This is a genomic window from Devosia algicola (assembly GCF_028816455.1).
GTDB lineage: Bacteria > Pseudomonadota > Alphaproteobacteria > Rhizobiales > Devosiaceae > Devosia > Devosia algicola.
Window position 1 is genome coordinate 533448 of the sequence record NZ_CP118246.1, and the last position, 23773, is coordinate 557220.

Here is a 23773-nt window from a genome sequence, read left to right on the forward strand (position 1 = left end):
AGCGGCGACGCGGCATGGCCAAACGCTGGTACATCGTTCAGGCTTACAGCAATTTTGAACGCAAGGTAAAAGAGGCGATCCTTGAAAAGGTAGCCCAGACCAAACTTGAGCATCTATTCGAAGATGTGATTGTTCCGACTGAAAAAGTTGTCGAAGTCCGTCGCGGCCGCAAGGTTGACGCCGAGCGCAAGTTTTTTCCAGGCTATGTTCTGGTGAAGATGGAAATGACCGATCAGGCCTTCCACCTCATCAAGAATACGCCAAAGGTCACGGGCTTTTTGGGCTCGGACAATAAGCCGATGCCGATCTCGGAAAAGGAAGCAATGTCAATTCTGCAGCAGGTGCAGGACGGCGTCGAGCATCCCAAACCCTCGATCAGCTTCGAAGTGGGCGAAAGCGTCCGCGTTTCGGATGGACCCTTTGCCAGCTTCAATGGCGTGGTCGAAGAGGTCGACGAAGAGCGGGCGCGCCTCAAGGTTGAGGTTTCAATTTTCGGGCGGCCCACACCGGTCGAACTCGAATATGGTCAGGTCGAAAAGGTCTGATCAAACTGCCGGAGCGTTGGTTCCGGCAAAATCTGTGGGAGAGGGCGGTCGCTGCCAAGCGCTCGCATGACACTCGAACCACAGCGTCAAACGGTCCGCCTGACAGCGGGCAAAACTGGATAGGACGATTATGGCAAAGAAAGTCGTTGGCTACGTAAAGCTTCAGGTGCCGGCCGCTTCGGCGACACCATCCCCGCCAATTGGCCCTGCACTGGGTCAGCGCGGTCTTAACATCATGGAATTCTGCAAGGCGTTCAACGCCGCGACGCAGGAAATGGAAAAAGGTTCGCCCATTCCAGTCGTGATCACAGCCTATGCCGACAAGAGCTTCACCTTCACCATGAAGCAGCCCCCTGTTAGCTACTTCATCAAGAAGGCTGTCAACCTCAAGTCCGGCAGCAAACTGCCCGGCAAGGAAAGCGCAGGCACCATCTCGACGGCGCAGCTGCGTGATATTGCGGAAAAGAAGATGAAAGATCTCAACGCCGATAATGTCGATGCCGCTGTATCGATGATTGCTGGCTCTGCCCGTTCCATGGGCATTCAGGTCGAGGGTTGATAGATGGCACACGTCGGTAAGAAAATGGTCAAGGCCCGCGAAGGCATCGACCGCAACAAGGCTCTACAAGGCTCGATGAGGCCGTCAAGATGGTCAAGGCGCGCGCAACCTCGAAATTTGATGAAACCATCGAAATCGCCATCAATCTCGGTGTTGACCCGCGTCACGCCGACCAGATGGTTCGCGGTGTCGTCACCCTGCCAAACGGTACGGGCAAGACCGTTCGCGTTGCTGTTTTCGCCAAGGATGCCAAGGCAGACGAAGCCAAGGCCGCTGGCGCCGATATCGTTGGCGCCGAAGATCTGATGGAACAGATCCAGGCGGGCAAGATCGATTTCGATCGCTGCATTGCCACCCCCGACATGATGCCGCTCGTTGGTCGTCTGGGTAAGATTCTTGGACCTCGCAATCTGATGCCCAACCCCAAGGTTGGCACGGTTACGCCTGACGTCGCTGGTGCGGTCAAGGCCGCCAAGGGCGGCGCTGTTGAATACCGCGTCGAAAAGGCCGGTATCCTGCACGCCGGTGTTGGCAAGGCCTCGTTCACCGAAGAAGGCTCTGCTTGAAAACATCAAGGCGTTCACGGACGCGGTTCAAAAGTCCAAGCCAGCTGGTGCCAAGGGTACATACGTAAAACGGGTTGCTGTGTCCTCGACCATGGGCCCAGGCGTACACGTCGAACCCGCTTCGGCGCATTAATTAGCAGTTTTGGGCGGCATTGCCGCCCGAAACGTTAGCATTCTGCTAGCAGGTGCTAACGAAAAGTCCTGTCCGAGACTGCCGGTGCTAACCGATCTGGGTTAGCTTAATGCCAAATTGGTGCCAGCATAGATGGGGTGAAGACCACAAGATTTCAGGCTCCTTTTGGAGCCGGTGTTTTGCGGTACGAACCAGGCCAGTTGTCCTTCGGGGCATCGGTTGACAGGCGTTAAACCGTTGTTTTGACTGTCTTTCGAGACACGAGGCAACAATTGGCAACGGTCCGGTGTACTTTAGCCGGGCTAAATGTGGAGACTTGCAGTGGATAGAGCGGAAAAGCGTGAGCTTGTCGCATCGCTACAGTCAACCCTTTCGGGTGCTGGATCGATCGTACTTGCGCAGAACGCCGGTCTGAATGTCGCCGCCCTTGAATCGCTTCGTCGCGATATCAAACAGGCTGGTGGACAGGTCAGGATCGCAAAAAACCGTCTTGCCAAGCTTGCTCTTAAAGAAACCGACAATGCGGACATGTCGGCCCTGCTAAACGGGCCGATCGTCATTGCATATGCGGATGATCCCATGACTGCGCCGAAAATTGCGGCACAGTTTGCTGAAAAGAACGCCAAATATGTCGTTCTTGGTGGCGCCATGGGCCAAACCGCACTTGACGCCGATAGCGTCAAGGCACTGTCGACCATGCCGTCGCTCGATGAACTTCGCGCCACGCTTGCCGGGATGCTCAAGCAGCCCGCAACGCGTATCGCCTCGGTTGTCGTCGCACCGGCTGGCGGTATCGCCCGTCTGTTGTCCGCTCACGCGGAAAAGAGCAACGAAGCAGCTTAAACCTGAGCCCTTCGGGGCTTTCCACGGTTCAAACCGTAACAACCTGTACAAAGAGAGATTTATCAAATGGCCGATCTCGCCAAAATCGTCGACGACCTGTCCGCCTTGACCGTTCTGGAAGCTTCCGAGCTTTCCAAGATGCTTGAAGAAAAGTGGGGCGTTTCGGCTGCCGCACCAGTTGCTGTTGCTGCCGCCGGCGGCGCTCCAGCTGTCGCTGCCGAAGAAAAGACTGAATTTGATGTTGTTCTTGCCTCGTTCGGCGACAACAAGATCAACGTCATCAAGGAAGTTCGTGGCATCACCGGTCTCGGCCTGGGTGAAGCCAAGGCATTGGTTGAAGCCGCTCCCAAGACCATCAAGGAAAGCGCTTCCAAGGCTGAAGCCGAAGAAATCAAGACCAAGCTGGAAGCAGCTGGTGCCAAGGTCGAACTCAAATAGTTCGTCTTGTTTATAGTCGGGGCGGCGCCTAGGTGCCGCTCCGATTTCGCCGTCCGCGTAATATTGGACGGATCGTCGCGCCACCAGGCGCCGACGATAGTTGCGGAACGAGTAATACGACCCTTTCATAAGGGCAAATGTCCCGATATCCGACGGCTGATAGTCGGGTCTTTGGACATTTGCCTCCGAGACAATCGCAGAGAAACAGGAGCTTTTATGGCTACCACGTTCAACGGCCGCCGCAAGGTACGCAAATCTTTCGGCACCATTCGCGAAGTCACGGAGATGCCCAACCTGATCGAAGTCCAAAAGGCTTCCTATGATCAGTTTCTTCTCGTTGACGAGCCCACTGGCGGGCGCGGCAATGAGGGGCTTCAGTCCGTCTTCAAATCCGTCTTTCCGATCACCGATTTCTCGGGCACGGCCTCGCTCGAATTCGTTCGCTATGAATTCGAAGCGCCCAAATATGACATCGATGAGTGCCGCGCCCGCGATATCACTTTCGCGGCGCCGCTCAAGGTGACATTGCGCTTGATCGTATTTGAAGTCGATGAAGAAACCGGCGCCAAGTCGGTAAAGGACATCAAGGAGCAGGACGTTTACATGGGCGACATGCCCTTCATGACGTCCAACGGCACTTTTATCGTCAATGGCACCGAGCGCGTCATCGTCTCGCAAATGCATCGTTCTCCTGGCGTATTCTTCGACCACGACAAGGGCAAGACCCACTCGTCAGGCAAGCTGCTATTTGCTGGCCGTATCATTCCCTATCGCGGTTCCTGGCTCGACATTGAGTTTGACGCCAAGGATGTGGTTTTTGCGCGCATCGACCGCCGCCGCAAGATCCCGGTAACTTCGCTGCTCAAGGCCCTTGGCATGGATGCCGAGGAAATTCTCGACACCTATTACAACAAGGTTGTCTACGAAAAGAGCGCCAAGGGCTGGCGCAAGCCTTACGATGCGGAAAAAATGAAGGGCGCCAAGCCCACCCATGACCTGATCGATGCCGAGACCGGCGATGTTGTTCATGAGGGCGGCAAGAAGCTGTCGCCGCGTCAAGCCAAAAAGCTTTCCGAAAACGGTTTGACCCATCTGCTGGCTGTCGACGACGATCTTGTCGGCATGTATGTCGCTGAAGATCTCATCAACATGCAGACCGGCGAAGTCTATGCTGAAGCGGGCGATGAGCTTGAACTGGTTGTCGATGCCAAGACTGGCGAACGCAAGGGCAACCTGGTCACCCTGATGGATGCTGGTTTCACCGAGCTTCCACTGCTCGATATCGACCACATCACCGTTGGCGCCTATCTGCGCAACACGCTGGCCCTCGACAAGAACGAAAGCCGCGAAGACGCGCTCTTTGACATCTATCGTGTGATGCGCCCTGGCGAACCACCAACCATCGAAACCGCCGAAGCCATGTTCAACTCGCTGTTCTTCGACAGCGAGCGCTACGACCTGTCCGCCGTTGGTCGGGTCAAGATGAACATGCGTCTCGAACTGGATGCGCCTGATACGCAGCGTACGCTGCGCAAGGAAGATATCGTTGAAGTCGTCCGCACACTGGTCGATCTCCGCGACGGCCGCGGCGAAATCGACGACATCGATAACCTTGGCAATCGCCGGGTCCGCTCGGTTGGCGAACTGATGGAAAATTCCTATCGGCTTGGCCTGTTGCGTATGGAACGGGCGATCAAGGAGCGCATGTCGTCGGTCGAAATCGACACGGTGATGCCGCAGGATCTGATCAATGCCAAGCCAGCTGCTGCCGCCGTGCGCGAGTTCTTCGGATCGTCTCAGCTCAGCCAATTCATGGATCAGACCAATCCGCTGTCCGAAATCACCCACAAGCGTCGTTTGTCGGCGCTTGGACCGGGTGGTCTGACCCGCGAACGTGCTGGTTTTGAAGTGCGTGACGTGCATCCGACCCATTATGGTCGCATCTGCCCGATTGAAACGCCGGAAGGGCCAAATATTGGTCTGATCAACTCGCTTGCAACATTTGCTCGCGTCAATAAATACGGCTTTATCGAAACGCCATACCGCAAGGTTGTGGACGGCAAGATAACCGACACCGTCGTCTATCTGTCGGCTATGGAAGAGGCCAAGCACTATGTCGCGCAAGCCAATGCCTCGGTGAGCGCCGATGGTGAATTTGCCGATGAATTGCTGACCGCGCGTCATGCCGGCGACGTGATCCTGACCCCACGCGAAACCGTGGATTTGATGGACGTGTCGCCAAAGCAGCTGGTTTCTGTCGCGGCTTCGTTAATTCCTTTCCTTGAAAACGACGACGCCAATCGTGCCCTCATGGGCTCTAACATGCAGCGCCAGGCTGTGCCATTGCTTCGGGCCCACGCACCCTATGTTGGCACGGGCATGGAAGCCGTGGTTGCTCGTGACTCCGGTGCTGCCATCGTTGCAAAGCGCAAGGGTATTGTTGACCAGGTCGATGCGACCCGCATCGTTATCCGGGCAACAGAAGAAACCGATGCCTCAAAGACCGGCGTCGATATCTATAATCTGATGAAGTTCCAGCGTTCCAACCAGTCAACCTGCATCAATCAGCGTCCGCTGGTTGTGGTGGGTGACCACGTCAATGCTGGTGATATCGTTGCAGATGGCCCTTCCACCGATCTGGGTGATCTGGCCCTGGGCCGGAACGTGCTGGTCGCGTTCATGCCCTGGAATGGCTACAACTTTGAAGACTCGATCCTTCTGAGCGAAAAGATCGCGATGCAGGACGTCTTCACCTCGATCCATATCGAGGAATATGAAGTGATGGCCCGCGACACCAAGCTTGGTCCTGAAGAAATCACGCGCGATATTCCCAATGTTTCGGAAGAAGCGCTGAAGAACCTCGACGAAGCCGGCATCGTTCATATCGGTGCAGAAGTCGCACCGGGCGATATTCTTGTCGGCAAGATCACGCCAAAGGGCGAAAGCCCGATGACGCCGGAAGAGAAACTGCTGCGCGCCATCTTCGGTGAAAAGGCGTCCGATGTTCGCGATACCTCGCTGCGGGTCCCCCCGGCGATGCTGGTACCGTTGTTGAAGTGCGCGTGTTCAATCGCCACGGCATCGACAAGGACGAGCGCGCCATGGCCATTGAACGCGAGGAAATCGAGCGTTTGGCCAAGGACCGTGATGACGAACAGTCCATCCTTGACCGTAATGTTTACGCGCGCCTCAAGGAAATGCTGTTTGGCAAGGCCGCAACGGCTGGCCCCAAGGGCTATGTCGTTGGCACCAAGCTCAATGACCAGATGTTTGAGGCCCAGCCCCGTTCCAAATGGTGGCAGTTTGCGGTCGAAGACGACAAGGTCATGACCGAGATGGAAGCCTTGCACGCCCAGTACGAGGAAAGCCGTCGTCTGCTCGAACAGCGCTTTATCGACAAGGTCGACAAGCTGCAGCGCGGTGATGAATTGTCGCCTGGCGTCATGAAGATGGTCAAAGTCTTCATCGCCACCAAGCGCAAGATCCAGCCCGGTGACAAGATGGCAGGTCGTCATGGGAATAAGGGTGTGGTCAGCCGCATCGTACCGGTCGAGGACATGCCGTACCTCGAAGACGGTACCCACGTTGATATCGTGCTGAACCCACTCGGCGTGCCGTCGCGCATGAATGTTGGCCAGATCCTCGAAACCCATCTGGGTTGGGCTTGTGCCGGCATGGGCCGCAAGATCGACGAGATGTTGCGCCTCTATCATGCAAAGGGCGATCTTAGCCCGCTCAAGACCGAAGTGCTCAATCTGTTCGAAGGCGATACCAGCATCACCGATCTCGATGATGACAGCATGGTGCGTCTCGGTGAGCACCTGAGCAAAGGCGTGTCGATTGCCACGCCAGTGTTTGACGGTGCCAAGGAAGCGGATATCGTGGAGATGCTGGAGAGGGCAGGGCTCAAGGGCTCGGGTCAGTCCACGGTCTACGATGGCCGTACCGGCGAACAGTTCGATCGGCAGGTCACGGTTGGGTATATTTATATGCTCAAGGCTCGACCACCTTGTGGACAACAAGATCCACGCGCGCTCGATCGGTCCGTATTCCCTGGTTACCCAGCAGCCGCTGGGCGGCAAGGCGCAGTTCGGTGGACAGCGTTTCGGCGAGATGGAGGTGTGGGCGCTCGAAGCATATGGCGCCGCCTACACCTTGCAGGAAATGCTGACCATCAAGTCGGACGACGTGGCTGGCCGCACCAAGGTCTACGAAGCCATCGTGCGCGGCGACGATACTTTTGATGCCGGCATTCCGGAGAGCCTTCAACGTTCTGGTAAAGGAAATTCGTTCCCTGGGCCTAAATGTCGAGGTCTCGACATGCGCGAGATCGAAGGGCCGGACGACGACTCGGCGGAAGCGGAGCCTCGCACCTCCTCAGGAAGCGGCGGAATAATCCGGCACTTCCTACCCCCATTCACTTCCGAAAGGGTCCGGGTTGCGGCCCGGACCTGACGGAAAGAGGAGAGAATTGATGAATCATCATTCCCACGTCATGGACCCGTTCAATCCAGCGGTGCCTGCTCAGACTTTCGATCAGATGAAAATCAATATCGCCAGCCCCGAGAAAATTCTCTCGTGGTCCTTTGGCGAGATCAAAAAGCCTGAAACCATCAACTACCGTACGTTCAAGCCCGAACGTGACGGCCTGTTCTGTGCCCGCATCTTTGGTCCGGTAAAGGACTATGAATGCCTGTGCGGCAAGTACAAGCGCATGAAGTTCAAGGGCGTCATCTGCGAAAAGTGCGGCGTCGAAGTCACGCTGAGCCGCGTTCGTCGCGAACGTATGGGTCATATCGAGCTGGCAGCACCCGTTGCCCACATCTGGTTCCTGAAGTCCTTGCCGTCCCGTATCGCGCTGTTGCTTGATATGACGCTCAAGGATATCGAGCGCATCCTGTATTTTGAATACTATGTCGTTCTCGATCCTGGCCTCACCCCGTTCACCCAGCATGAGCCTGATGAGCGAAGAGCAGTATCTGGACGCTCAGGACGAATATGGCGCCGATAGTTTCACCGCCAAGATTGGCGCCGAGGCCATCCGCGATATTCTGCTCGCACTTGATCTGGAAAAGATCGCCGCTCAGCTACGAATCGAGATTGCTGAAGCAACCACCGAGCTTAAGCCCAAGAAGCTGGCCAAGCGCCTCAAGATCGTCGAGCAGTTCATTGTTTCGGGCAATAAGCCGGAATGGATGATCATGACCGTTATTCCGGTCATTCCGCCAGAGCCTGCGCCCGCTGGTGCCGCTTGATGGTGGTCGCTTCGCCACCTCCGATCTGAACGACCTCTATCGTCGCGTCATCAACCGGAACAACCGTTTGAAGCGCCTGATCGAGCCTGCGCGCCCCTGACATCATCATCCGCAATGAAAAGCGCATGTTGCAGGAAGCCGTTGATGCCCTGTTCGACAATGGTCGTCGTGGCCGCACCATTACCGGTGCCAACAAACGTCCGCTAAAGTCGCTCTCAGACATGCTCAAGGGCAAGCAGGGGCGCTTCCGCCAAAATCTGCTCGGCAAGCGCGTCGACTATTCGGGTCGCTCGGTCATCACCGTTGGCCCGAACCTAAAGCTGCATCAGTGCGGTTTGCCCAAGAAGATGGCGCTCGAGCTTTTCAAGCCGTTCATCTATTCCCGGCTTGAAGCCAAGGGCTTCTCCTCGACAGTGAAGCAGGCCAAAAAGCTGGTTGAGAAGGAAAAGCCCGAAGTCTGGGATATCCTCGACGAGGTGATCCGCGAGCATCCGGTTCTTTTGAACCGCGCGCCCACGCTTCATCGTCTTGGCATCCAGGCATTTGAGCCAATCCTGATCGAAGGTAAGGCAATTCAGCTACACCCGCTCGTCTGCTCGGCCTTTAATGCCGACTTTGACGGCGACCAGATGGCTGTTCACGTCCCGCTTTCGCTCGAAGCGCAACTCGAAGCGCGCGTGCTGATGATGTCGACCAACAATATCCTGCATCCAGCCAATGGTCAGCCGATCATTGTGCCCAGTCAGGATATCGTGCTGGGGCTCTACTACCTCTCCTTAATGAACGATAATGAGCCAGGCGAAGGCATGGCTTTTGCGTCCATGGGCGAATTGGAGCAGGCGCTGGAAAGTGGTGTTGTCACCATGCACACCAAGATCAAGGGCCGCGTGCAGTCCTTTGACGAGGAAGGCAATCCGCGTACCGAGATCGTGGAAACCACGCCCGGCCGTATGCTGATTGGTCAGATTTTGCCCAAGCATCCAGCCGTACCGTTCGCTACGGCGAACCAGCTGATGACCAAGAAGATGATCTCCAAGATGATCGACACGGTCTATCGTGGCTGCGGACAGAAAGAGACGGTCATTTTCTGTGACCGTGTCATGCAGCTTGGCTTCACCAATGCCTGTAAGGCCGGTATTTCCTTCGGCAAGGATGACATGGTCATTCCGCCATCGAAATATACGATCGTTGAAGCAGCCTCGCAAGCAGGTCGAGGAATTCGAACAGCAGTACAATGACGGCCTGATCACTCAGGGCGAAAAGTACAACAAGGTTGTCGACGCCTGGGCCAAGTGCGGTGACAAGGTTGCTGAAGAGATGATGGACGCTATTCGTACCGTCCAGATCGACAAGGAAACCAAGCGTCAGAAACCGATCAACTCGGTCTATATGATGAGCCACTCCGGCGCTCGCGGTTCGCCGGCCCAGATGAAGCAGGCTCGCCGGTATGCGTGGCCTGATGGCGCGTCCCGATGGCTCGATCATCGAAACCCCGATTACCGCCAACTTCAAGGAAGGTCTCACCGTTCTTGAATACTTCAACTCTACCCACGGTGCCCGTAAGGGTCTGGCGGATACGGCGTTGAAGACGGCAAACTCGGGCTATCTGACCCGTCGCCTGGTCGACGTGGCCCAGGACGCCATCATTGTCGCAACTGATTGCGGCACTGAGCGCGGTCTGACCATGGAACCAATCGTCGATTCTGGTCAGGTCGTCGCTTCGATCGGGCAGCGCGTGCTTGGTCGGACCGCAGCTGACGATATCAACCATCCGTTGACTGGTGATTTGATTGCTCCCAAGGGCACCTTGCTCGAAGAAAAGCATATCGACGTCATCGAAGATGCTCGTATCCAGTCGATCCGCATCCGCTCACCGCTAACCTGTGACATGCGTCAGGGCACGTGCGCGGCATGTTACGGTCGCGATCTGGCTCGCGGTACACCCGTCAATATGGGTGAAGCTGTTGGCGTTATCGCGGCACAGTCTATCGGTGAACCCGGCACTCAGCTGACAATGCGTACGTTCCACATTGGCGGTACGGCCCAAGTTGTTGACAGGCTCGTTCCTGGAAGCTGGTGCGGAAGGCAAGATCGTCATTCGCAACCCCAATGTGGTCAAGGTCGCAGGCGGACAACTGGTCGTAATGGCCCGTAACGTGTCATTGGCGATCCTTGACGCCGAGGGCAAGGAACGGACCAGCCACAAGGTGGCTTATGGCTCCAAGCTACTGGTCAAGGAAAATGATCAGGTTCGTCGCGGCCAGCGTCTGGCTGAATGGGATCCGTACACCCGTCCAATTCTTGCCGAAGTCGACGGCGAAGTGGTGTTCGAGGACCTGGTCGACGGTTCATCTGTTGCAGAAAACACCGACGAGGCGACCGGCTTCACCAAACGTGTTGTCATCGATTGGCGCACCAATCAGCGTGGTGACGGTCTGCGTCCAGCACTGGCCATTGCCCGCTCGGGCGAAGTGGTCAAAGTCGATCGCGGCGGCGAGGCTCGCTACTTGCTGTCGGTTGACGCGGTTCTCAATGTTGAACCCGGTGAAAAAGTCTCGCCCGGTGACGTGTTGGCCCGTATTCCGCTGGAAAGCGCCAAGACCAAGGACATCACGGGCGGTCTGCCGCGCGTGGCGGAACTGTTCGAGGCACGTCGTCCCAAGGATCACGCCATCATCGCCGAAATCGACGGCATCATTGGCTTCGGGCGCGACTACAAGAACAAGCGTCGCGTCGTGATCAAGCCGCACGACGAAGGTGCCGATCCGGTCGAATATCTGATCCCGAAGGGCAAGCCTTTCCATCTTCAGGAAGGCGATACCATCGAAAAGGGCGAATATATTCTCGACGGCAATCCAGCGCCGCACGACATTCTGGCGATCAAGGGCGTGGAAGAGCTTGCTCGCTACCTCGTCAATGAAATCCAGGAAGTATACCGTTTGCAGGGCGTTCTGATTAACGACAAGCACATCGAAGTGATTGTCCGTCAGATGCTGCAAAAGGTGGAGATCGTGGATCCTGGCGAAAGTGGTCTGCTCAAGGATGAACAGCTCGACAAGCTCGACTTTGACGAACTGAATGACGCTTTGGTTGCGGAGGGCAAGAAGCCGGCAACGGCTAATCCGGTGCTGTTGGGCATCACCAAGGCATCGCTCCAGACTCGTTCCTTCATCTCGGCGGCGTCGTTCCAGGAAACCACGCGAGTGCTTACTGAAGCGGCCGTGTCGGGCAAAGCCGACCTGCTCGAAGGCCTCAAGGAGAACGTCATCGTTGGCCGGCTCATCCCGGCAGGTACTGGTGCCGGTATTTCCTCGGCCAAGATGATCGCCACCAAGCGCGACGATCTGATCCTGGACGAACGGCGTCGTCAGGCCTCAACGGCGGCACTTGCTGCACCAGAGGCGGGCGAGGAAGAAACAGTCGAGGAAACTGCGGCCGAGTAGGTCAGAAAAATCGAATTGAAAGAGGGGGCCGGATGGTCCCCTTTTTTTATCGAAGGAGGAAATAATGAGCGCTCAGACCTGGCACGACGTCGACCAATACATTGCCGACCGGCTGATTGCCGATGATCCTGTGCTGGCGTCGGTACTGGAGGCGAATGCCAATGCTGGATTGCCGGCGATCGATGTATCGGCCGCACAGGGCAAACTGCTTCACCTCATGGTGCGCATTAGTGGCGCGCGACGCATATTGGAGATCGGCACCCTTGGCGGATATTCGGCCATCTGGATGGCGCGCGCGCTGCCTGACCATGGTCAGTTGGTCACCATGGAATTCGAAGAACGACACGCAGCCGTCGCCAAAACCAATATCAAGAATGCAGGACTAAGCGCAAAAGTCGATATCCGGGTGGGCAAGGGCGCGGACCTGCTGCCAAAGCTCGCATCAGAAGGCGGCGCACCCTTCGACTTGATCTTCATCGATGCCGATAAGCCCAGCAACCCTATCTATCTTGATTGGGCACTGAAGCTTTCACGATCCGGAACAGTCATCATCTGCGACAATGTCATACGCGAAGGTGGCGTGATCGACGCCACTAGCGATGATGTCAATGTCAACGGCGCGCGGGCGGCGTTTGACTTCTTTGCCAACCATTCCAATGTCACCGCGACGGCGATACAAACGGTTGGTGCCAAGAATTATGACGGCTTTGCCATAGCAATAGTTGATTGATAGACTCAGTTGCTCGGGTGGAGCCTTCGGAAACGGGCAAAATCTAGTCGGTGTACGACTCGCGGCCACCAGTTCCGGTAGGTGTCATACTCTTTGGCGCTGCTGCGGTCCGACTGACGATATATGCCGGACTAAATGGCGCAGGCAAACGCCTGGCAATCGCATCCATCTACGATGCGGGGCGATGGCGTCGCCTACAGCAGGCTTTGCCGCCGCCTTGTGAGCATTCATATGGCCATTCTTGGACACGCATGGCTGGTCTGCATTTTCTTGGGAAAGAATCCTTGACGGAACGAGTCACGCGAAGTAAACAGCGCCTACCTAAGCGGTCGGTCGTGAATGTCGCTTTGGGTTCCTGCCATCTTGCGCGGGCATCCAGGACACTCAAACACACTGGTGGGTAGATAGACGAAGCAAATCCTTGTGCGCAAGAACGTTGCCCTTTTCGGGGCGCGGTCCGCTGCAACTAAGGCGCCGCCGTTCCCTGTAGGGCATGAGCGAGCGCCATTTTGGTTTGCTTTGTTGTGATCGCAATGAATTTGGACGATGGAAAGAGACTCAATGCCCACCATTAATCAGCTGATCCGCAAACCACGCGCCAGCAAGCCAAAGCGGAACAAGGTTCCGGCAATGGAAGCCAATCCGCAGAAACGCGGTGTGTGTTCGCGTGTTTATACAACGACACCCAAAAAGCCGAACTCAGCGCTGCGCAAGGTTGCCAAGGTCCGCCTGACCAACCAGCGCGAAGTGATCTCCTATATCCCCGGCGAGGGACATAACCTTCAGGAGCACTCGGTTGTGCTGATCCGCGGCGGTCGCGTGCGCGATCTTCCTGGTGTCCGCTACCACGTATTGCGCGGCGTTCTCGATACGCAGAGCGTTAAGGACCGTAGACAGCGCCGTTCCAAGTACGGCGCGAAGCGTCCTAAGTAAGGAGATCGAGATATGTCCCGTCGTCACCGCGCCGAAAAACGCGACGTTATTCCTGATCCCAAGTTTGGTGATCTGGTCGTTACCAAATTCATGAATTCACTCATGAAAGACGGTAAGAAATCAGCTGCCGAAGGCATCGTTTACGGTGCTTTTGACATTGTTGAGGCCAAAGTTAAGCAGAACCCGATTGAAGTGTTCCACACTGCGCTCGAGAACATTCGTCCTTCAGTTGAAGTGCGTTCGCGTCGCGTTGGTGGTGCTACATATCAGGTGCCTGTCGAAGTTCGTACCGATCGTCAGCAGGCTTTGGCTATTCGCTGGTTGATCGACAGCGCCCGCAAGCGCGGCGAAAACACTATGCGTGAACGCCTTTCCGGCGAGCTTATGGATGCGCTCAATGGGCGCGGCCAGGCCGTCAAAAAACGCGAAGACACGCACCGGATGGCTGACGCCAACCGCGCATTCTCGCACTACCGCTGGTAGTTGGAGCTTAAAATGGCACGCGAATACGCAATCGATCACTATCGCAACTTCGGCATCATGGCGCACATCGATGCTGGCAAGACCACCACGACTGAGCGCGTCCTGTACTACACAGGCAAGTCGCACAAGATCGGTGAAGTTCATGATGGCGCCGCCACCATGGATTGGATGGAGCAGGAGCAGGAGCGTGGTATCACTATCACATCCGCGGCTACGACGACCTTCTGGAAGGGTCGTGATGGCACCATGCACCGCTTCAATATCATCGACACACCCGGACACGTGGACTTCACTATTGAAGTAGAGCGTTCGCTGCGCGTACTGGATGGTGCCGTAGCGTTGCTGGACGCCAATGCTGGCGTTGAGCCTCAGACTGAAACGGTTTGGCGCCAGGCCGACAAGTACAATGTGCCGCGTCTCGTGTTCGTCAACAAGATGGACAAAATCGGTGCTGATTTCTATCGCTGCGTCGAAATGATCGGGACTCGCCTTGGTGCTAAGGCTGTTGTTGTTCAGCTGCCAATCGGCGCCGAGAATGAATTCAAGGGCGTTGTCGACCTGATCGAAATGAACGCCTTGGTTTGGCGTAACGAGGAATTGGGCGCGCAGTGGGATATCGTTGAAATCCCTGACGACCTCAAGGAATCGGCGGCCAAATATCGCGAGATGATGGTTGAGGCAGCCGTTGAGATCGACGACGATGCCATGGAAGCCTACCTCAATGGTGAAGAACCCAACAACGACACCATCCGTCGGCTGCTGCGTCGCGGTACTGTTGACGTAAAGTTCTTCCCGATTTTCGCGGGTTCGGCCTTCAAGAACAAGGGCGTGCAGCCATTGCTTGATGGCGTTATCGACTTCTTGCCATCGCCCGCAGATATTGCGGCGATCAAGGGTATTGATGCGCGCACCGAAGAGCCGATTGAGCGTCACGCTGACGACGATGAGCCTCTTTCGATGCTGGCCTTCAAGATCGCCAATGACCCGCACATGGGGTCGCTCACGTTCTGTCGTATCTATTCGGGTAAGGTGGAGCAGGGCGCGATGGTGGAAAACACCGTCAAGGAAAAGCGTGAACGCATCGGCCGCATGTTCCAGATGCATGCCAATAGTCGCGAGCAGATCACCGAGGCTTTTGCCGGTGATATCGTTGCAATCGTTGGCCTGAAGGACACCACCACTGGCGATACGCTTTGTGTCAATAGCTCTCAGGTTATCCTCGAGCGCATGATTTTCCCCGATCCGGTCATCGATATTTCGGTTGAGCCAAAGTCCAAGGCTGACCAGGAAAAGATGGGTCTCGCACTCAACCGTCTCGCCGCAGAAGATCCTAGCTTCCGTGTCAAGACTGATGAAGAGTCCGGCCAGACCATTATCTCGGGTATGGGCGAATTGCACCTTGATATTCTTGTCGACCGCATGCGTCGCGAATTCAAGGTCGAAGCAAATATCGGTCAGCCCCAGGTGGCTTACCGTGAAACCATTACTCGCGCTGCAGATGTGGATTATACCCACAAGAAGCAGTCGGGTGGTTCGGGCCAGTTTGCGCGCGTCAAGCTCTCTATTGAGCCGGGCGAAGTCGGCAAGGGTCTAGAATTTGTAAACGCCGTCGTTGGTGGCTCGGTACCCAAGGAATACATCCCGGGTGTCGAAAAAGGCGTGAAGTCGGTAATGGCGGCAGGTCCGTTGATTGGCTTCCCGATCGTAGACGTCAAGGTAACCTTGACCGAAGGCGCCTACCACGATGTCGACTCGTCGGTTCTGGCCTTTGAAATCGCTGGTCGTGCTGGCTTCGGTGAAGCCATCCGTAAGGCGTCTCCAAAGATACTGGAGCCGATCATGAAGGTTGAAGTTACGACGCCAGAGGAATACATGGGCGACGTTATCGGTGACCTTAATTCACGACGTGGTCAGATCCAGGGCACTGAAAGCCGTGGAATCATTCAGGTCGTGGATGCTTTCGTGCCGCTTGCAAACATGTTCGGGTACGTGAACTCGCTGCGCTCCATGAGCCAGGGTCGTGCGCAGTACTCAATGACGTTCGATCATTACGACCAGGTTCCGCAGGCAGTTGCCGACGAAGTCCAGGCCAAATACGCCTAACCAAACTCAACTCAAGATTGGCCTTCTGGCTAACGAATACGGAGAATAGCGATGGGCAAGGAAAAATTTTCCCGCAATAAGCCTCACTGCAACATCGGCACCATCGGTCACGTTGACCATGGTAAGACGTCGCTGACTGCTGCGATCACCAAGGTGCTCGCCGAAACCGGTGGCGCAACCTTCAAGGACTACTCGCAGATCGACGTTGCTCCTGAAGAAAAGGCTCGTGGTATTACCATTAATACCTCGCACGTCGAGTACGAGACCGCTAACCGTCACTACGCTCACGTTGATTGCCCAGGCCACGCTGACTATGTGAAGAACATGATCACCGGTGCGGCCCAGATGGATGGTGCTATTCTGGTAGTGTCTGCTGCCGACGGCCCGATGCCTCAGACTCGCGAGCACATTCTGCTTGCTCGTCAGGTTGGTGTGCCTGCTCTGGTAGTGTTCCTGAACAAGTGCGACATGGTCGATGACCCTGAATTGCTCGAACTCGTTGAGCCTCGAAGTTCGCGAACTGCTCAGCCCGTACGAATTCCCCGGCGACGATATCCCGCTGATCAAGGGTTCGGCGACCGAAGCATTGAACAATGGCGATGCCAAGCTCGGCCACGATGCCGTTCTTGAACTGATGGCTGCTGTTGATAGCTATATTCCGCAGCCAGAGCGTCCTGTCGATCAGCCGTTCCTGCTGCCGATCGAAGACGTATTCTCGATCTCGGGCCGTGGTACTGTTGTTACCGGTCGTGTCGAGCGCGGTATCGTCAAAGTTGGCGAAGAAGTCGAAATCGTTGGCATCAAGGACACACAGAAGACGACCGTTACCGGCGTTGAAATGTTCCGCAAGTTGCTCGACTCGGGTCAGGCTGGTGACAATATCGGCGCGCTGATCCGTGGTATCGACCGCACTCAGGTTGAGCGTGGCCAGGTTCTGTGCAAGCCCGGTTCCGTGACCCCACACACTGACTTTGTTGCTGAGGCCTATATCCTCACCAAGGAAGAAGGTGGTCGTCACACGCCATTCTTTGGCAACTACCGTCCGCAGTTCTACTTCCGCACCACTGACGTGACCGGCATCGTAACGCTGCCAGAAGGCACCGAAATGGTTATGCCTGGTGATAACATCAACATGAACGTTCAGGCTCATTGTGCCGATCGCCATGGAAGAAAAGCTTCGCTTCGCTATCCGCGAAGGTGGTCGTACCGTTGGCGCCGGCGTTGTCGCCAAGATCCTGAAGTAATTCAGCTTTCGAATTGCGCGGCGCGCCTAAAGCGCGCTGCGGTTCATTTTTCCGTAGGATTGCAACATGAACGGTCAAAACATTCGCATACGGCTTAAGGCCTTTGACCATCGCGTCCTTGACGCATCCACGCGCGAGATCGTTTCGACGGCAAAGCGTACCGGTGCCCAGGTCCGTGGTCCGATCCCTTTGCCGACGCGAATTGATAAGTTTACCGTGAACCGCTCGCCGCACATCGACAAAAAGTCGCGCGAACAGTTCGAGATCCGGACCCACAAACGTCTTCTTGACATTGTTGATCCGACTCCACAGACGGTTGACGCACTGATGAAGCTCGATCTCGCCGCCGGTGTCGACGTCGAAATCAAGCTCTGAGTGACTGAGTTTTCGCGCTAACCATCCATAGGGTCCTCTTGAGAGCAATGACCCGGTTCAGCGCTAATTTGAAAAGGTAACAACCGATGCGTTCTGGTTTGATCGCACAGAAGCTGGGCATGACCCGCATATTCACCGAGGACGGCGCTCACGTGCCTGTCACGGTGCTCGGGCTGCAAAACTGCCAGGTGGTAGGACAGCGGACGTCGGAAAAAGATGGCTATGTCGCGCTTCAGTTGGGCGCTGGACAGGCCAAGGCAAAAAATACGACCAAGGCGGAACGCGGCCAGTTCGCGGTTGCCAAGGTCGAGCCAAAGCGTCACGTCGCCGAGTTCCGCGTTGATGCGGACAACCTCATCGAGGTCGGTGCGCAGATGCAGGCCGATCACTTCGCTGAAGGACAATTGGTCGATGTGACCGGGACGTCCATCGGTAAGGGGTTTGCGGGTGGCATGAAGCGCTGGAACTTTGGTGGTCTGCGCGCCTCCCACGGTGTTTCCGTGTCGCACCGTTCAATCGGTTCGACCGGTGGCCGTCAGGATCCCGGCAAGACATTCAAGAACAAGAAGATGCCTGGTCACATGGGCGATGCACGCATCACCACCCAGAACCTCAAGGTCGTCAGGACTGATGTGGAACGTGGGCTTATCATGATCCAGGGGTCTGTTCCCGGCGCCAAGGGCGGCTGGATCATGATCAAGGATGCCGTCAAGAAGCCTGCTCCCAAGGACGCAGCTCTTCCTGGCTCATTCAAGCCGGCAACCGCTGTTCAGGGGGAGAGTGAATAATGGAACTCCAGATTACCTCTCTCGACGGTAAGTCCAAGGGCAAGGTTTCGCTGGCCGATGACGTATTCGGCCTCGAGGTACGCGAAGACATTCTTCACCGTATGGTGCGCTACCAGCAGTTGAAGGCCATGTCGGGCACCCACCAGGTCAAGCATCGGTCTGACGGCGCGCTCACCGGCAAGAAGTTTGTAAAGCAAAAAGGTTCCGGTGGTGCTCGCCACGGCGATCGCAAGGCACCACAGTTCCGTGGTGGTGGTCGCGCATTCGGTCCCGAGACCCGCAGCCACGCTATCGACCTGCCCAAAAAAGTTCGCGTTCTTGCACTAAAGCATGCGCTGTCGGCAAAGGCCAAGGCTGGCGAGTTGATCGTTTTGGACAGCGTTGCCCAAAAGGATCCGAAGACTTCGGCCCTGCGCGTCACGTTCGGCAAGCTTGACTGGATGAATGCGCTGATTATCGATGGTGCGACCGTTGACCAGAATTTTGCTCTGGCGGCCCGCAACATTCCGCATATCGACGTGCTACCGGTACAGGGGATCAACGTTGTTGATATCCTTCGTCGCCAAAAGCTCGTCCTTACCAAAGCAGCGCTCGAAGCGCTCGAGGCAAGGTTCGCATGAATAAGCTCAGCGCTTACGACGTTATCCGCAATCCGGTTGTGACTGAAAAGTCGACGATGGCTTCGGAATACAATCAGGTCGTATTTGATGTTTCCATCGATGCGTCCAAACCAGAGATCAAAGCCGCCGTCGAGCAACTGTTCTCGGTCAAGGTCAAGGCAGTCAATACCATTGTCCGCAAGGGCAAGGTAAAGCGCTTCCGCGGCAAGCTTGGTGTTCGTAACGACGTCAAGAAGGCTGTTGTAACCCTTGTCGACGGTCAGTCGATCGATATTTCGACCGGCCTTTAGGGGAGAGAGAAGAATGGCTTTAAAGCAATATAATCCTACCTCCGAGGGTCGTCGTCACCTGATCACCACTGATCGGTCTGAACTTTGGGGCGGTAAGCCCGTCAAGGGCCTGACCCAGGGTTTGACCAAATCCGGTGGCCGCAACAACCGTGGTCGCATTACCGCTTTCCACCGTGGTGGTGGGCATAAGCGGACCTATCGCATGATTGACTTCAAGCGCGTTAAGTTCGACGTAGTGGGAACAGTCGAGCGGCTGGAATATGATCCCAACCGTACAGCGTTCATTGCGTTGATCTCGTATGCGGACGGCGAGCAGGCATATATCATTGCCCCTCAGCGTCTTGCAGCTGGCGACAAGGTCGTATCCTCGAGCGGCGCCGTTGACGTTAAGCCCGGCAACACCATGCCACTCGAACGTATGCCGGTCGGCACCATCGTTCACAACATTGAGCCTAAAGCCCCGCAAGGGTGCTCAGGTAGCCCGCTCAGCTGGTGCCTATGCTCAATATGTTGGTCGCGACCAGGGTTGGGCGATCCTTCGTTTGAACTCGGGCGAACAACGCCGTGTGCACGGATCGTGCCTGGCAACTGTTGGCGCGGTCTCAAATCAGGACCACTCCAACACTGCACTGGGTAAAGCTGGTCGCTCACGCTGGTTGGGCCGCAAGCCGGTCAACCGCGGTGTGACAATGAACCCGATCGATCACCCCCACGGTGGTGGCGAAGGTCGTACTTCTGGTGGCCGTCACCCGGTGACCCCATGGGGCAAGCCGACCAAGGGCAAGAAGACCCGCAGCAATAAGGCGACGGACAAGTTTATCGTTCGTTCGCGTCACGTGAAGAAGGGCAGATAAACCATGACCCGTTCGCTTTGGAAAGGTCCGTTTGTTGACGGTTACCTGCTCAAGAAAGCCGAAAAGGTCCGTGAATCGGGCCGCAATGAAGTTGTCAAGATCTGGAGCCGTCGTTCGACGATCCTGCCTCAGTTCGTCGGCATCACCTTCGGTGTCCATAATGGCCAAAAGCATGTTCCGGTTTCTGTAACCGAAGACATGATCGGTCATAAGTTCGGCGAATTCGCGCCAAGCCGTACCTATTACGGTCACGCGGCCGACAAGAAGGCCAAGAGGAAGTAACATGGGCAAGCCAAAAACCCAGCGCGCGCTTGCGGATAATGAAGCCAAGGCGGTATTGCGGATGCTACGCATCAGCCCGCAAAAACTGAACCTGGTGGCTCAATTGATCCGTGGCAAGAAGGTTGAGACGGCCTTGGCCGATCTCGAATTCAGCCACAAGCGCATTTCCGGCCAGGTAAGAAAGGTGCTAGAGAGCGCCATTGCCAATGCCGAAAACAATCATGGCCTCGACACCGACGCTCTTGTCGTTGCCGAAGCATTTGTAGGCAATTCGCTCGTCATGAAGCGCTTTACGGCGCGTGGTCGTGGTCGATCCTCACAGATCCAGAAGCCATTCGCCCACCTGACGATTGTTGTCCGTCAAGTTGAAGAGGCCGCATAATGGGTCAGAAGATCAATCCAATCGGTTTTCGCCTCGGCATCAACCGCACCTGGGACTCGCGTTGGTACGCCAACAAGGCAGAGTATGGTTCGCTGCTTCAGGAGGACCTGAAGATCCGTACCATGCTCCTCAAGGAATTGAAGGCCGCAGCGGTTTCCAAGATCGTGATCGAACGTCCGCATCGCAAGTGCCGCGTGTCGATCCACACTGCTCGTCCGGGCATCGTGATCGGCAAGAAAGGCGCGGACATCGACAAGATCCGCGCCAACGTCAAGAAGTTCACCGACAGCGAAGTGCACATCAATATCGTTGAAGTGCGCAAGCCTGAGACAGATGCGACTCTTGTTGCTCAGGGCATTGCCCAGCAGCTGGAGCGTCGTGTGGCTTTCCGGCGTGCCATGAAACGCGCTGTGCAGACCTCGATCCGCATGGGTGCCGGTGGCATCCGCGTCAATGTTGGTGGTCGTCTTGGTGGGGCTGACATCGCTCGTACCGAGTGGTACCGCGAAGGTCGTGTACCACTGCATACGCTCCGTGCTGACATTGACTATGGGACTGCTGAAGCCGCAACAACATACGGTATCATCGGCATCAAGGTCTGGATTTTCAAAGGCGAAGTGCTTGAGCATGATCCATCGGCGCATGAGCGCCGGGCTACCGAAGGTAGTGGCGATGGTGGTGGTCAGCGTAGCCCGCGGTCTGACCGCGAACGCGCATAAGAAGGTAACTCGTTATGCTGCAACCAAAGAAAACCAAGTTCCGCAAGGCCCACAAGGGCCGTATCCATGGCGTCGCCAAGGGCGGTACTGATCTTGCTTTTGGCCAATATGCGCTTAAAGCAACCGAACCGGAACGCGTCACTGCGCGGCAGATCGAGGCGGCTCGCCGTGCGATCACTCGCGAAATGAAGCGTCAGGGCCGTGTATGGATCCGGATTTTTCCGGATGTACCAGTAACCAAAAAACCTACCGAAGTCCGCATGGGCAAGGGCAAGGGTTCGGTTGAATTGTGGGCGGCTCGTGTGAAGCCGGGCCGCATCGTATTCGAAATCGACGGCGTCCCCGAGGACGTTGCCAAGGAAGCTTTGCGCCTCGGCGCTATGAAGCTGCCGATCATGACGCGGGTAGTTACCCGCATTGCAGACTAAGGGGTCAGGGCAATGACGACTGCCAATGATGTGCGGGCAAAAACCCCGGATGAGCCTGAAAGACCAGCTTGTTGGCCTGAAGAAAGAGCAATTCAATCTGCGTTTCCAGCGTGCTACCCAGCAGCTGGAATCACCAGCCCGGGTCAAGCAGGTCCGCCGCGATATCGCGCGGATCAAGACCATCCTGGCTGAAAAAAGCGCAGCGAAGTAAGGAGCGGCAGCCATGCCAAAACGCGTTCTACAGGGGACTGTTGTCTCCGATACCAATGAGAAGACGGTTGTTGTGCGCGTCGAACGCCGCTTTACACATCCGGTCATGAAAAAGACTGTGCGTCGGTCCAAGAAGTACCAGGCTCACGATGAGGCAAATATTGCCAAGGTCGGGGACATTGTACAGATCGAGGAATGTGCACCGGTCTCCAAGAACAAGCGCTGGACACTCGTTCCGTCCGCGTAAACGAATTTAGGGTTTAAGGTTGGCGCGCCGGGGACGGCGGTCGGCATGAACAAGAAGGCATCCAGTCATGATTCAGATGCAATCCAATCTCGACGTAGCGGATAATTCCGGCGCGCGTCGCGTCATGTGCATCAAGGTGCTGGGCGGCTCGCATCGTAAATATGCCTCTGTTGGCGACATCATCGTTGTGTCGGTCAAGGACGCTATTCCACGCGGTCGCGTAAAAAAGGGCCAGGTAATGAAGGCGGTCGTAGTTCGCACGTCATTCGATATCCGTCGCCCTGATGGCACGGTTATCCGCTTTGACAAGAACGCCGCGGTTCTGATCAACAATCAGAAAGAGCCCGTCGGCACCCGCATTTTCGGACCGGTTCCACGCGAGCTTCGCGCCAAGAACCACATGAAGATCATCTCGCTCGCACCAGAGGTGCTGTAATGGCTGCCAAGATTAAAAAGGGCGATAAAGTTGTCGTCCTGACGGGCAAGGACAAAGGCAAAACTGGCCAGGTCCTGTCGGTCATTCCAACTGAAACACGTGCGCTCGTTCAGGGTATCAACCTTGTGCGTCGTCACACCAAGCAGACCGCGTCTAATGATGCCGGCATCTTCACCAAGGAAGCGCCGATCCATCTGTCGAACCTCGCGCTCGCTGACAAGGATGGCAAGGCCAGCCGCGTCGGTTTCCAGATCAAAGACGGCGTTAAGTCGCGCGTCGCCAAAAGCACCGGAGATGTGATCGATGGCTGAGACAGCTTACATCCCACGGCTTCGCGTCGAATATGACGAGACCATAAAGAAGGCCCTTTCCGAGCAGTTCTCCTACAAGAACGTCATGGAACTGCCTCGGCTCGACAAGATCGTGCTGAATATGGGCGTCGGCGAAGCGGTTAACGACTCTAAAAAGGTCAAGTCGGCAGCTGCAGACATGGAGAAAATTGCAGGCCAGAAGCCTGTCATTACCCATGCCCGCAAGTCGATCGCGGGCTTCAAGGTTCGTGAAGACATGCCCTTGGGCGTCAAGGTGACATTACGCAAGGCGCGCATGTATGAATTTCTTGACCGCCTGGTGAATATTGCTTTGCCCCGCGTTCGCGACTTCCGCGGCCTCAACCCGAATTCGTTCGATGGTGCCGGCAACTACGCTATGGGTATCAAGGAACACATCATTTTCCCCGAAATCAACTATGACCAAGTTGATCAGATTTGGGGTATGGACATCGTGGTTTGCACGACGGCCAAGACGGACGACGAAGCCCGCGCGCTTCTCAAGGCTTTCAACTTCCCTTTCCGCCAGTAAGCGGGC

20 protein-coding genes and 6 pseudogenes are annotated in these 23773 nt (G+C 56.1%); all 26 read left to right on the plus strand.

Annotated elements, in window-relative coordinates; all coding sequences use genetic code 11:
- Positions 1-14 precede the first annotated feature (14 nt).
- The 26 genes and pseudogenes from nusG (at position 15) to rplE (ending at position 23767) form a co-directional block, all read left to right on the plus strand.
- A complete protein-coding gene (nusG, locus tag PSQ19_RS02845; protein WP_282211499.1) occupies positions 15-545 on the plus strand; it encodes a transcription termination/antitermination protein NusG in 531 nt (176 codons plus the stop codon).
- Positions 546-675: 130 nt separating this feature from the next.
- Complete coding sequence (gene rplK / locus PSQ19_RS02850) at positions 676-1104, plus strand: 50S ribosomal protein L11 (protein WP_282219550.1); 429 nt, start codon at positions 676-678, stop codon at positions 1102-1104.
- A gap of 3 nt (positions 1105-1107) precedes the next feature.
- A pseudogene (rplA, locus tag PSQ19_RS02855) lies at positions 1108-1803 on the plus strand (50S ribosomal protein L1).
- A 321-nt stretch (positions 1804-2124) separates the two neighbouring features.
- A complete protein-coding gene (rplJ, locus tag PSQ19_RS02860) occupies positions 2125-2646 on the plus strand; it encodes a 50S ribosomal protein L10 (protein WP_282219551.1) in 522 nt (173 codons plus the stop codon).
- A 66-nt stretch (positions 2647-2712) separates the two neighbouring features.
- Positions 2713-3084: a 50S ribosomal protein L7/L12 gene (gene rplL / locus PSQ19_RS02865; protein ID WP_282219552.1), complete on the plus strand. Its 372-nt coding sequence runs from the start codon at positions 2713-2715 to the stop codon at positions 3082-3084.
- A 216-nt stretch (positions 3085-3300) separates the two neighbouring features.
- Positions 3301-7539: pseudogene (gene rpoB, locus PSQ19_RS02870) on the plus strand (DNA-directed RNA polymerase subunit beta).
- 19 nt (positions 7540-7558) lie between these two features.
- Positions 7559-11782 (plus strand): annotated as a pseudogene (gene rpoC, locus PSQ19_RS02875) (DNA-directed RNA polymerase subunit beta').
- A 64-nt stretch (positions 11783-11846) separates the two neighbouring features.
- Positions 11847-12512: an O-methyltransferase gene (locus tag PSQ19_RS02880; protein WP_282219553.1), complete on the plus strand. Its 666-nt coding sequence runs from the start codon at positions 11847-11849 to the stop codon at positions 12510-12512.
- A gap of 561 nt (positions 12513-13073) precedes the next feature.
- The gene (gene rpsL, locus PSQ19_RS02885) at positions 13074-13445 is read left to right on the plus strand and encodes a 30S ribosomal protein S12 (RefSeq protein ID WP_282211491.1); all 372 of its coding nucleotides are present in this window, start codon (positions 13074-13076) and stop codon (positions 13443-13445) included.
- A 12-nt stretch (positions 13446-13457) separates the two neighbouring features.
- Positions 13458-13928: a 30S ribosomal protein S7 gene (gene rpsG, locus PSQ19_RS02890; RefSeq protein WP_282219554.1), complete on the plus strand. Its 471-nt coding sequence runs from the start codon at positions 13458-13460 to the stop codon at positions 13926-13928.
- Between the two features lie 12 nt (positions 13929-13940).
- Positions 13941-16031: an elongation factor G gene (gene fusA / locus PSQ19_RS02895; RefSeq protein WP_282219555.1), complete on the plus strand. Its 2091-nt coding sequence runs from the start codon at positions 13941-13943 to the stop codon at positions 16029-16031.
- Positions 16032-16082: 51 nt separating this feature from the next.
- Positions 16083-17275: pseudogene (gene tuf, locus PSQ19_RS02900) on the plus strand (elongation factor Tu).
- A 66-nt stretch (positions 17276-17341) separates the two neighbouring features.
- Positions 17342-17650 carry a 30S ribosomal protein S10 gene (gene rpsJ / locus PSQ19_RS02905; RefSeq protein WP_056232628.1) on the plus strand — a complete coding sequence of 103 codons (309 nt, stop codon included), beginning with the start codon at positions 17342-17344 and terminating at the stop codon, positions 17648-17650.
- Positions 17651-17736: 86 nt separating this feature from the next.
- Positions 17737-18438 (plus strand): 50S ribosomal protein L3, encoded by a 702-nt coding sequence (gene rplC, locus PSQ19_RS02910; protein ID WP_282219556.1) that lies wholly within the window; start codon positions 17737-17739, stop codon positions 18436-18438.
- The gene (rplD, locus tag PSQ19_RS02915) at positions 18438-19058 is read left to right on the plus strand and encodes a 50S ribosomal protein L4 (RefSeq protein ID WP_282219557.1); all 621 of its coding nucleotides are present in this window, start codon (positions 18438-18440) and stop codon (positions 19056-19058) included. Before rplC ends, rplD begins: the two co-directional genes overlap by 1 nt.
- A complete protein-coding gene (locus PSQ19_RS02920) occupies positions 19055-19348 on the plus strand; it encodes a 50S ribosomal protein L23 (RefSeq protein ID WP_282219558.1) in 294 nt (97 codons plus the stop codon). Before rplD ends, PSQ19_RS02920 begins: the two co-directional genes overlap by 4 nt.
- Positions 19349-19361: 13 nt before the next feature.
- Positions 19362-20202: pseudogene (gene rplB, locus PSQ19_RS02925) on the plus strand (50S ribosomal protein L2).
- A gap of 3 nt (positions 20203-20205) precedes the next feature.
- The gene (gene rpsS, locus PSQ19_RS02930; protein WP_282211483.1) at positions 20206-20484 is read left to right on the plus strand and encodes a 30S ribosomal protein S19; all 279 of its coding nucleotides are present in this window, start codon (positions 20206-20208) and stop codon (positions 20482-20484) included.
- A 1-nt stretch (position 20485) separates the two neighbouring features.
- Positions 20486-20866 carry a 50S ribosomal protein L22 gene (gene rplV / locus PSQ19_RS02935; RefSeq protein ID WP_282219559.1) on the plus strand — a complete coding sequence of 127 codons (381 nt, stop codon included), beginning with the start codon at positions 20486-20488 and terminating at the stop codon, positions 20864-20866.
- Positions 20866-21585: a 30S ribosomal protein S3 gene (gene rpsC, locus PSQ19_RS02940; RefSeq protein WP_282219560.1), complete on the plus strand. Its 720-nt coding sequence runs from the start codon at positions 20866-20868 to the stop codon at positions 21583-21585. The genes rplV and rpsC overlap by 1 nt, the downstream gene beginning before the upstream one ends.
- Positions 21586-21599: 14 nt before the next feature.
- Positions 21600-22013: a 50S ribosomal protein L16 gene (rplP, locus tag PSQ19_RS02945; protein ID WP_212657690.1), complete on the plus strand. Its 414-nt coding sequence runs from the start codon at positions 21600-21602 to the stop codon at positions 22011-22013.
- 12 nt (positions 22014-22025) lie between these two features.
- Positions 22026-22224 (plus strand): annotated as a pseudogene (gene rpmC, locus PSQ19_RS02950) (50S ribosomal protein L29).
- 12 nt (positions 22225-22236) lie between these two features.
- Positions 22237-22470, plus strand: coding sequence for a 30S ribosomal protein S17 (rpsQ, locus tag PSQ19_RS02955; RefSeq protein ID WP_282219561.1), 234 nt, complete (start codon positions 22237-22239; stop codon positions 22468-22470).
- 67 nt (positions 22471-22537) lie between these two features.
- Entirely contained in the window at positions 22538-22906 is a 369-nt protein-coding gene (gene rplN / locus PSQ19_RS02960) for a 50S ribosomal protein L14 (protein ID WP_282219562.1), read from the plus strand.
- A complete protein-coding gene (gene rplX, locus PSQ19_RS02965) occupies positions 22906-23217 on the plus strand; it encodes a 50S ribosomal protein L24 (protein WP_282219563.1) in 312 nt (103 codons plus the stop codon). Before rplN ends, rplX begins: the two co-directional genes overlap by 1 nt.
- Entirely contained in the window at positions 23210-23767 is a 558-nt protein-coding gene (gene rplE / locus PSQ19_RS02970; protein WP_282219564.1) for a 50S ribosomal protein L5, read from the plus strand. The genes rplX and rplE overlap by 8 nt, the downstream gene beginning before the upstream one ends.
- The last annotated feature ends 6 nt before the right edge of the window (positions 23768-23773 follow it).